Annotated in this window: 12 protein-coding genes and 1 pseudogene; all 13 read right to left on the bottom strand. The window is 54.3% G+C overall.

Annotation, left to right across the window (positions count from 1 at the left end; all coding sequences use genetic code 11):
- Positions 1–143: 143 nt before the first annotated feature.
- Entirely contained in the window at positions 144–545 is a 402-nt protein-coding gene (locus tag GTGU_RS01500; RefSeq protein ID WP_032638849.1) for a DUF7370 family protein, read from the bottom strand.
- Between the two features lie 62 nt (positions 546–607).
- Positions 608–901 carry a hypothetical protein gene (locus GTGU_RS01495; RefSeq protein WP_038153672.1) on the bottom strand — a complete coding sequence of 98 codons (294 nt, stop codon included), beginning with the start codon at positions 899–901 and terminating at the stop codon, positions 608–610.
- 9 nt (positions 902–910) lie between these two features.
- The gene (locus GTGU_RS01490) at positions 911–1,987 is read right to left on the bottom strand and encodes a major capsid protein (protein WP_032638853.1); all 1,077 of its coding nucleotides are present in this window, start codon (positions 1,985–1,987) and stop codon (positions 911–913) included.
- Between the two features lie 17 nt (positions 1,988–2,004).
- Positions 2,005–2,454, bottom strand: coding sequence for a gp53 minor capsid family protein (locus tag GTGU_RS01485; RefSeq protein WP_023330664.1), 450 nt, complete (start codon positions 2,452–2,454; stop codon positions 2,005–2,007).
- Between the two features lie 12 nt (positions 2,455–2,466).
- Complete coding sequence (locus tag GTGU_RS01480; protein WP_038153666.1) at positions 2,467–3,732, bottom strand: hypothetical protein; 1,266 nt, start codon at positions 3,730–3,732, stop codon at positions 2,467–2,469.
- Between the two features lie 9 nt (positions 3,733–3,741).
- The gene (locus tag GTGU_RS01475) at positions 3,742–4,692 is read right to left on the bottom strand and encodes a phage minor head protein (RefSeq protein WP_038153659.1); all 951 of its coding nucleotides are present in this window, start codon (positions 4,690–4,692) and stop codon (positions 3,742–3,744) included.
- Entirely contained in the window at positions 4,652–6,001 is a 1,350-nt protein-coding gene (locus GTGU_RS01470) for an anti-CBASS protein Acb1 family protein (protein ID WP_038153655.1), read from the bottom strand. The genes GTGU_RS01475 and GTGU_RS01470 overlap by 41 nt, the downstream gene beginning before the upstream one ends.
- Before the next feature lie 59 nt (positions 6,002–6,060).
- On the bottom strand, positions 6,061–6,288 hold the full coding sequence (locus GTGU_RS25590) for a hypothetical protein (RefSeq protein ID WP_051857274.1): 228 nt from the start codon (positions 6,286–6,288) through the stop codon (positions 6,061–6,063).
- 13 nt (positions 6,289–6,301) lie between these two features.
- Positions 6,302–7,621, bottom strand: a complete 1,320-nt coding sequence (locus GTGU_RS01465) for a PBSX family phage terminase large subunit (protein WP_038153654.1) — start codon at positions 7,619–7,621, stop codon at positions 6,302–6,304.
- Positions 7,605–8,072 carry a DUF2280 domain-containing protein gene (locus GTGU_RS01460; protein ID WP_038153653.1) on the bottom strand — a complete coding sequence of 156 codons (468 nt, stop codon included), beginning with the start codon at positions 8,070–8,072 and terminating at the stop codon, positions 7,605–7,607. The genes GTGU_RS01465 and GTGU_RS01460 overlap by 17 nt, the downstream gene beginning before the upstream one ends.
- A gap of 32 nt (positions 8,073–8,104) precedes the next feature.
- Positions 8,105–8,410 (bottom strand): annotated as a pseudogene (locus tag GTGU_RS01455) (putative metallopeptidase); the annotation flags it as partial.
- A gap of 318 nt (positions 8,411–8,728) precedes the next feature.
- Complete coding sequence (locus GTGU_RS01450) at positions 8,729–9,256, bottom strand: Rha family transcriptional regulator (protein WP_038153676.1); 528 nt, start codon at positions 9,254–9,256, stop codon at positions 8,729–8,731.
- 202 nt (positions 9,257–9,458) lie between these two features.
- Positions 9,459–9,850 (bottom strand): lysis protein (locus tag GTGU_RS26970; RefSeq protein WP_038153651.1); only part of this gene is annotated, 392 nt, incomplete at its 5' end.

Here is a 9,850-nt window from a genome sequence, read left to right as displayed (position 1 = left end):
GCCAGTCTCCCGGATTCGCGGGCAGTTGATATGCCACTCGCCATTCGATTTAACGTAGCCGGTAGTCTCCCGCCCGGTGTCGGTCATCACCCAGACGCGGGTGAATGAGCGCGGAAGACCGTGCTTAACTGATTTGTACGTCATCACTTGCCCCCGCACATGCAGCCGCCCTTCCCGATCCAGATACCAGCGAATGCCGGGGCAGCTGTAGGGTCGGCAGGAATCAGAGAGGTCGCGCAACCGTATTTATCCAGTCCCCGCAACAGGTTTACAGAAGCTTTCCAGCGGTCAGTAAACGACTGATACCGGAACGAGCGAGACGCCCCGCTTGGAGCTGTCTGGCTGGAGATGTATTTATCACCCTGCCCGAGCCCCATAAGCGCCAGCAGATAAAGTTGAATCAGCAGCGCGGTAGATGCCGGATAATACGCATCAAGACACTCCTGAATACTGTTGGCCTGGTCGACGAGAGCCTGAAGAACAAAATCGGGAATGGTAATTCCCTGGCTCTCCAGATATTCCTTCGCCTGTTCGAGAGTTACCATTATCGACTCCGTGAAATACCCCGCCGGAGCGGGGCATAAAAAAACCACCTTAGCGGCGGCTGTTATTCAGCAGGGAAAAGCTTTTCGAGTTCGCCATCCGGCAACAGCTCACTGAGCTTTTCAGCGCCCAGGTTGCCTTTGAACTCAATGCCCAGTTCAGTAAGGCGGCCCTGAATAATCTCTTTGCGAGATTTCTCACCGGTACTGGCATCAGGCGTCGACGGGGTAAGTTCTCCGCCTGCCTCACCATTCATGAGACGGACGTTAGACTTCAGCGCCGGGTGCAGTTCTTTCAACTCCACCACCTGCCCTACCTTCACGCCGAACCACGCGCGCACAACTTCGTATTTAGCCATGCTGTTTCCTTACGCCAGGTTAGCGCCGTAGACAACGCCAGACAGGCCCTGATCGTCTGCGGTAATTTGCAGACCTTCAGCAGACATGATCTGGAAGTTGTAGTTAACGTTAGGCAGTGGGCGCGGCAGCGGAACAACGCCGACAGCCATACCCACCAGTGGGGAGATCACGTCACGACGACGAACGTACGCGATAAACTCGTTACCGGACAGTGCGAAGCTCATGCGGATTTCTTTCACCGGCGCGAACGGCAGAACAGCCTGCAACACAGTGCCGCTTACAACTCCATTGACCACGTACGGCTGCGCCAGGTTCGCCCAGATTTCCGGGGAAACCCACATCACATCGTATGCAGCGACTTTGTTCGTGCGTGCGGTGGTACCGAATGCGCCTTTACCGAAGAACGCGAAGATCGCGGTCATGTCAGCGGTGGTCAGGTCGATGTTCGCGCCACCAGCACCAGACCCAAGGTTAATCTTCTTGGTGTGGCGGTGGTTCTTGATGCCCTGCGCCGGATAGGACTGAACCTGAATTTTTGAATCGCCGTTCAGATAGTAGTTGACGCGCTTCTGGTTGAACTTACGCATCTTCGCCATCTGCGAGTCCAGCACCAGATCAATGCCAACAGAGTTCAGGCCAGCAGCATGACGCCAGTTAACACCGTAACCAGCAGTGAACACCGGAATCGGATCGCCGTCGCTCGCGTAGTCAGTGTGGTCGAAGGAGAACGGCGCCTGACCATCGATGCTTACTGACACGTCGTCAGCGATGTCGCCAACCACGTTATAAAGCTTGGCGGTTTTACCGACCGGCAGCACGGTCTGAACGCCGATCAGGTCGTTCACGATTTCCATGCCAACTTCCTGATCGCGCAGTTGCAGCACCTGGTTGTCAATCTCAGCCCAGAAGTCACGGGAGAAACCGCCAACAGCGTTACAAGCCAGCATGTCAGGCGTCATGATTGCGCGGTTAGCCGCAATGATGGAATCGTTCTGCAGGTTCCACATGTTGCGGTTTGCCCACAGTTCGCTCCAGTGCCCGCCGAGGCGGGAGTTAGTCGCCAGCGTCTCTTTAGAGAAGTACATATGTGTTTGTCCTTTTGTTACGCGCCAGCTGCGGCGACAGTGCCAACGCGCATGCGCACGCGAATGAAGTCGGTGGTGCTGGCCGCGATGGTGTATTCATCCTGGCTGTAGCCGATCACTGAATCAGTATCGGAGGTGGCAAGGGTGAACTGACCGGCAGTTCCCAGCTTGATCGGGCTGTCTTTCTTATAGGCACCAGGCAGGCAACGCAGCGCCAGCTCGCGGCCTTCTTCGACGTAGTTGCCGACAGCCGAATCACCGGCAGGGATTGATTCAGTGATAGTCAGGCCCTGGTGATAACCGACATCGATGATGTACAGGCGGCCGGTTAGCGCGGTGGCCTGAGCGAATTTATCGGATGAGTTGATGGTTGCGGCGGTGCCAGGAAGCAACGCGGCGGCCGTTGTGCGGGTTTCGGTCTTGTACAGAGACTGACCGTCGATATTAACGCGACGATAACGTGGCATTATTCCGGCTCCTTACTTGAAGTGTTCGTCTGCGGCTGGTGCGCCGGTTTCTTTGTGCTGCTGTGCATTGTTGGTGCCCAGCGGAGCAGCTTCGCCCAGCGACTTGAACATCGCGTCCAGAGCTTCGCCAGACAGCGCGTTAGCCACGATATCGCCATAGACCTTGGCAACCGCTTCGCGCTTTGTTTTCTCTTCAGCGCGAGAGTTGGCGGTCAGGGTTTCCGCGAGTTGCTTCTGATTGGCCTGCAGCGCATCAACCTTTTCCGCGAGAGGCTTAATAGCCGCTTCAGTATTGGTCGCAACAGCCTGGCCGATCATGCTGCCGATTTGTTCCAGTTCTTCTTTGGTTAAAGGCATGTCGCCCTCCGTTTTGTGGTTTGGTGCAGGCTGTTCCTGCGGTGTGAATAGAGCTTTGAATTTGTTGGCTACGACGGCCACCCATGACTCCTGGCGCGCTACTGCGGTGCCGGTGTCGTCGAAGGTGATAACGCCGCCCTCAGACTTGTAGCCAAACACCTCAGCGGTGCCGCCGTTGCGGATGATTACCGCTTGCGAGTCAGTGAAGTCAGCAACCCATGCGTATTCATCCGCGCCCGCCGCAAACTTAGCTTTGGCCGCCCGATCGAGACGCTGCTCGCGCTCCCGGTAGGATTCACCCACTAGCGCGCCGGAGTTCGCCTTAAGCGGCTGAGCAAGATCGGCATTAACCATCAGGCCAACGCCTTGCTCAGGGGTGGCCGCTCCGACTTCGTGCAGCAGGATCGCGTCGTGGTCCATGCTGTAAATCTTCGCCACCCACTCTGCGCCCGTAGCTCTCTGTTGTTCGTTAGGCTCAAGCTGGTCGAGGAAAGCGGCGACACTGGTATGAATAGGCGGAACGTCATCTCCACGCTCAATAGCTGCGACGCGCTCAAGAAGCTCCCTGCCCCCTTCAGACTCACCGGCGCGGGCCACATCAACCCACTTTTCGAGGTAGATGCGATTACCTGACTTCTTAACGTTGCGGTTCCACGCGCCGATATGGCCTGCGTTAATCCCCTCTGGGGAGAAAGCAGACACGAACTGACCGTTAACCTGAGGATGACCCAGCGGTGCCAGGGTGCCTTCCAGCCCTTTATAGTGGGCGTCGATTTGCTCTTGCGTGTACAGCCCGCCATTCATGACGACGTTCGCCGGCAGCGTGTAGCTCGGCAGCACCAGGTGCTCACGACCGTTGTATGTTTCACGCCGGATAGACTGACTGTTCACCTTCGTGGTGATATTGACCTGCATTGGCATGGTTAAACCTCAAGCTGCCTTTTTGCAGCAGTGACAAGCTGAATGATTGACCTTCATCTTTTTCCAGTGGCTGTCGAATTCCTTCTTAGCCATTTCGATGACGTTCGGATATAGCGGATTGCCGTCTGCATCCACCAGCACCTCAACCTGACCGCACTTACAGTTAATTGCATTAGCATCAACTGCATACCAATCCCTTACTGCCTGAACTGTGTATGTGTGCGCGTGTCTCAGAGCGTGCTTTATTCGCGTTGTGGGGCTTAATGCTGAAAGGTGAAGAAGCCTGATGTTTAAACCGAGATCATCCATCGATGATTCGGCCTCATCCCATCGTGCGCGACGCAGCGCGGTAGTCACTTCAGTGCGTGCTATCCGGTTCGCCCGGCGTTTCTCGATGCCGGTCTGATCTGTCAGGTTGCGGGCAATGTCCAGCGGATTGAGCCCACGCCCCACCCCATCAGTCAGCACACGGGCCATGTCGCGCTTAACATCTGCGCTCAGTCCCTTCATTTCCTCAAACACACGGGCATGCACCAGCGCCATTCGTTGCTGGTACGGATCGCTTGCGAGGATGGACGCCAGCGATTCCCGCCCGGATGCGTACACCGGGGATTGCTGGCTAAGGTTGTAGAACGACTGCCCGGTCCCCTTCTCCGAAGCCAGATCGATGTACTCGTAAAACCACAGGTCGTAGTCGCCACCTTCAAGCAGCACCTGATCCACCAGGTAACTGGCATCGTTCAGGATGATGGAGAGTAGCGTCGGGTTTAGCTGGTATTCGTATCTGGCGTTTACTGCGAGGGAGGAAGGTATTTTGTCGAGTGCTGATTTGTACGCCTTGCCAATCTTATTCATCCGCCTGGCGAAGTCTTTCATTGCCCGGCGTTCCAGCGCATCGGCTCCGGTCGGATCCTGATAGTTACGCGGTAGAATTGGTGGCTTCGTTTTCTTCGTCGCCATCCTCTTCTCCTAAAGGCTCTTCGTCGTCATTGTCATAGCCAGCAGCTGTACGAATCTCTTCACGGCTGAATGCCGGTTCTTCACCGCCGCCCAGCATGGTCTGGTTAATCTCGCCCATGGTCTTGGCATTGGTGAGCTTCTCAGTGCCGGTCTGTTCGTTCAGGTCATCCCAGATGACAGACTTCTGGCTGACTGAGTCGACGATCTGCAGGCTGATAAGCTTGTCGCAGAAGTCTTCAATCTCGAAAGAAAGATCCACACGGCGCGACTGGCAGCGTGCATTAAAGTATTTCTGGTCTTCGGTGCTGGAGCGCTCGGCCTGCTGATTACCAACCAGAATGCGCGTCGGGATATCAACTCCGGCGGCAGCGGTTTGCAGGTTGACGTTATAGGTCGCTGACGGATCAGCCACAGCAGTCACCAGCGGAGTGACCGTAGCCCCTTGCGTCGTCATTAGAACATCGTTGCCACGGTTCATTTCCCAGGTAACTTCGTTAAACTTATCCTGCAACTCGTCAATGCTCACGCCATAAAGCGACGCAAGATTGTTGAAGTCGATTTCCTTCTCAAAATTGACATTAAGCTGGCGAGCGGCGTTCTTCAGGAATGACTCACCAGACCCGCCTTCTACCTTCTCAAGACTCACGAAGGCGTTATAAGCTGGCTCAAGGAAGCCAATAGCATCGTCTGAGTAATCTCCAAGGATGAAAACGCGATCGGGGTGGATGTTGACACGGCGACTTGAACCATTCGGCAACCGTTCGGCGTACTGCCACATCTTAGGCTGGCCGTACGTCTTCGAGTTCAGGCTAGTGTCCCACTCGCTCACCGTAAGCGATCCGGCCCACGCCACCGATATTTTCTGAAGACCTCGCCCTTTGGTTACCGGAAGGTTCCAGTATTTTTCATCGCGGACGTGCAGAAGTATGCCAGCATAACGGCCCACCAGACGACGGCGATCGGCCTCAGAGAATGAGCGCCAGAATCGGTTTGTGAATACCTGTTTCGCCTTTTTCTCCCAGGTTGTTTCGTTTTCGCTCTCGTCGGCATCGTCACCCTCGATGATTTCCGGGTTAGTCTGCCAGCACTTGCCCACCAACTTCTCTACGGCGCCGTGGGCAATACCGCCGCGTCGGTACAGGGCGTAGAGGTTTTCGTAGGTTACCTGCTCAGGGAAGCCATACTCGCACCATGCAGAATGGCGCTTATTGTCCAGCCCCATTGTAGGCGCCATCAGCCACATACGGGCGCGCGCCATCCGCGCATCGTTCAACGCATGGTTGACGGCGAGAGTTAATTTGTCAGTCATGGTTTGTCCGTCAGCGTTTCAGCGGCGGGATTTTTGGTCCTTTTGCCGGTGTGAATGATTCAATTTTTCTGATCATCAGAGTGCGACAGTGCCTTGGGATGTAATTTAGAGGCATGACTCTTTCGAATCTGATGATTTTCCCACAGGCGCAGCACCAATATTCGGTCATGTCCGCGCTCCCTTATGGTTGTTTTGGTGGTGGTAATACCTTTCCAGAAGATTTCGACGCGCATGGCTGATAACCAGGCCATCCATTGCGCTTTCTCTCGCAGCCAGGGCATTTGCATTTATCTGCCATGCTTATCTCCCTTGCAGGCGTTTTGGAATCATCATTCCCATCGACTGAGGTTTGCGTTTGATATACCCGTCCAGACCGTACCGGACACCATCCCAACAGTGGTTGTTTTTGTCTTCGATAACTGGCAGAACTTCGCCAGTGATGCGGTCTGTTTTGTACGAGTAAAGCCGCGCCTCTTTCGCTGTTTCTTTGCAGCGTGGATGGATGATGATTTTCTTAAACCCGCGCAGGCAGGTGATGCCGTCCTCTACGCTACCCTGCCACTTCTGAGCAGCGGAGATATTGAACCCCTGCCCTTTGATGTGACTGATAGTCTCAGGGCGAGAGTTGTCGGCTTTGATAGGCCATTTTCGCGCTTCAGGGATGCCTGGGAATTTGGCCTCATCGGTAACCTTCCAGTCGATAAGTTGCTTCGGCGTGGCGTCTGTTTTCCCGGCGTAGAACTTCCACATGTCGTCGAGCTCAACGCCGTTTCCGTAAGCCTCGTATTCGATGTAGAGGTTGTTATCCAGGATAAACATGCGAATGAGCGTGCTGGGGTCCTTCGCGAATCCGAAGTCGGCGCCAAACAACAAACGCTCTGATTTCTGCCAGAGATCGTCTTCGAAGCTCTGCACGACGTATTTGTTTGCCAGCACCTGCTTGTCGGAGTTTTCGAGGTAAGCTCCTTCCCAGATCCACGCATAGTCCGCGTAATCGAGGTTTGCCAGGTCTTCCTGCCTCTCCTCCTCGAGCACCGCAGGGAACCATGGATTGTCCACATAGTTCATCTCGACAATCATCGAGCTTTTTGGCGGGTTCTTTCTGAAGAGCTTATCGGTGGCGCTGCCTTCCTTCTCCGGGTTCCAGGTGACCCAAATCTCTGAGCCTTCTTCTCGAACTGTCGGGCGAAGCTTTTTCCAAGCAGTAGCGGATACCGACTCGGCCTCATCAACCCAGGCCACAAGAATTCGTGCTTTGGATTTGATGCTGTCCAGGTTATGGCGAAGACCGCAGAATACGTAGCTGACCCTGCGGTTTTTTGTCCTGATGTATTTCTCGCCAATATCGAAGTAATCATCAAGCCAAGGCACTGAACGAATAGCCTGCTTCACCTCCTCCATGGAGGACTCTTCCAGCGAGTTCATGTATTCGCGGGCGCAAAGGATTACTCCGCTGATATTGGCCTCTGCCGCCTGGTAAGCCTTAACGGCGGTCATAAGTGCAAAAGTGCGGGTCTTGGCGGAACCGCGCCCACCGTGAGCGCCACGATAGCGGATCCCTTCTGTCGCGAATACGGGGACTAACTTGGCCGGTATCTGGAGGTCAACTTGGCTTTCCATTGGCTGGGTCAACTCCTACCAGGCGAATTGTCGTCGGTCTCGGTGACATGCTGCCATCCGGGCTGGTGTGCTCGACCTTCTGTTTGTTGCTATATGCGTCACCAACCTCTTTGGCGGCCTGCTCCATCAGCGAAGCAGCCAACGCCATGTTTTTCATTCCCTCGGCGCGGGTCATCATCCGGTCAAGTGCACGGAGACGATATGCTTTGTTGGCGATCGGAATGTCGCTTAATTCGGTCTGGAAGCGCTTGCGGGTATCGTTGAAAAGCTCTACCCATTTCTGCGCCAGCCCCCTGCCGTTTGCTTTCGTCGGGTCGTGGGATTCGACCTGCTGACGAGTGATGCTCAGGCCAAATTCTTTTTTGACCAGCTCAACCACCTGGGATGGGGTATCGAAGCAGGCAAGGGACTGAACGATGAAGGCTTTGACCTCACCTTTCAGTGTCGCCATGGATTACCTGCCTGTCATAATCAGTCATATTGCTAGGCCAGCTTTAGCATGCATGTCCCGCATGACCTGGCTATATCAATGTGAGCCACTTCTGCTGGCGCATTGGCCGCATCAACGAGCTCCTGTACTTCTTTGCTGGCACCGTATCGACGTACGACACCAGTGAATTCTTCGACATCGTGGCCGCGCAGTGTCAGCACTGGCTGCCCGGTCTCTTTGTTGAACTTGGGCGCGCCGAAATCATCGGTGGCCTGGGCGATGTGGTATAGCTCATGTTCCACCAGCGCGCAGAACTCGAGGTCACTGCATTGTGAGCAGTAATCGGCTGCCAGCGGTACAAAGCCGTTAACCAGCTCAGGCTGGCGTCGTGACATCTTTCCCGTGAAGGTTTCGCCTGTTTGGGTGGTTAGCGTGATTTGGTAGATGTCAGGCATGGTTACCTCTTCGCCTTATCGCAGCGTTTGCTCTGCTTCTCAGATGTGCTTAGCCACTTACGGCTTACCCGTCAGCAAGATTGATCACCTCGCTTATTCAGGTGCTCATGTCATTATCGAAGCCACTCGCAGAAGCAGCTTCTGTAATGACCTACTTGTTTTCGGTCTGCTTATCCCATTCCTCGCGGAACTTGGATGGGTTTTGACTGCCTTGTAATGACATCACTCGGTGAAAATCAGTTTTGGTTGTGTCAGCGATAGGATCTGTTCGAATTCCATCGCAAGCAGTTTCTTTTCGCGCTTGCGTGCATTCATCATCTTGCTACCGATGCGGGCCTTCACTTCTGACTTGGCGACCTTTAACGCATGGCGGTGCTGAGCCTGCTCACCCATCTCATGCCAGCGAGTCAACTGATCTGCCATCCAGTTAAATGCCTGAATGTATCGCACTTTGATTAGCGTGGCCGCCGCGCCAGTGAAACCCATCACTACCAACATGTAACCATCTTTTGTCAGTTTAAACATTGGCTGCGCTTCGCCATTTTTATCAATGAAATCAGTCTCCTCAAAATTGAGTGCGGCAAATTCTGGAGGACATTCTGACTTCACCTGCCGAATTTTTCTCAACACGTTATCATGTCGTTTTCCGAAGTAATCAGCGATCTTCTGACTGGTCGTGAACGCCTTCCCTTGGATAGCCATCACCATCTTAGAGAAGTCGAACTCCTGGACTAACACTGCTTCTTTCATTACGTTTACCTGCTCTTTGAGATGAACCGTTGCCGCATAGGAAGTCAGCCCACCGAGGCTCGCCAGCACTAACTGACATCCTCAACGGCTCATTCCAAAGGGTCTGGTTCGGTGGTTTTTGTGCGCATGCGGTGCGCGGTGAAATTCAGGTATAAAAAAGCCCGACCGAAGTCAGGCTCTGTTTGTGTATTTGTGGGACACATCATTTCATACACTGGGTGTTGATGTAGTCCTGGAGGTAACCAACCTGCCTCGTTACTGTTTCGATTCGCTCTCTGAGAGTGAAATAATCCCGTTCAGCGGTGTCATTAAGTCGGGGACCGGTTGCATTGCCCAGCTCGCCGGTGCTGGTGGTTTCGTGCACGGCCTGACAGGTGGCGTTGAGCTGCAACCGACGCTTGCCAGCAACAACATCACGCTCAAGCTGATTAATAGTGGCCTTTGCATCTTCCAATTCTCCGGTGTATTTCGCATCCAGCGCGGCAACGTCCCGCTGACGCGTCTGCATGTCAGTAATTGTCGAGTTCGCCAGCGACAGTTCATTTCTGGCGGCGTTCCGCTGGCCTTTGTATGTGATGGCGTTGTCACGGTAGC

Source organism: Trabulsiella guamensis ATCC 49490, from assembly GCF_000734965.1.
In the GTDB taxonomy this organism is placed as follows: domain Bacteria; phylum Pseudomonadota; class Gammaproteobacteria; order Enterobacterales; family Enterobacteriaceae; genus Trabulsiella; species Trabulsiella guamensis.
This window is presented reverse-complemented; position numbering and strand designations above follow the sequence as displayed.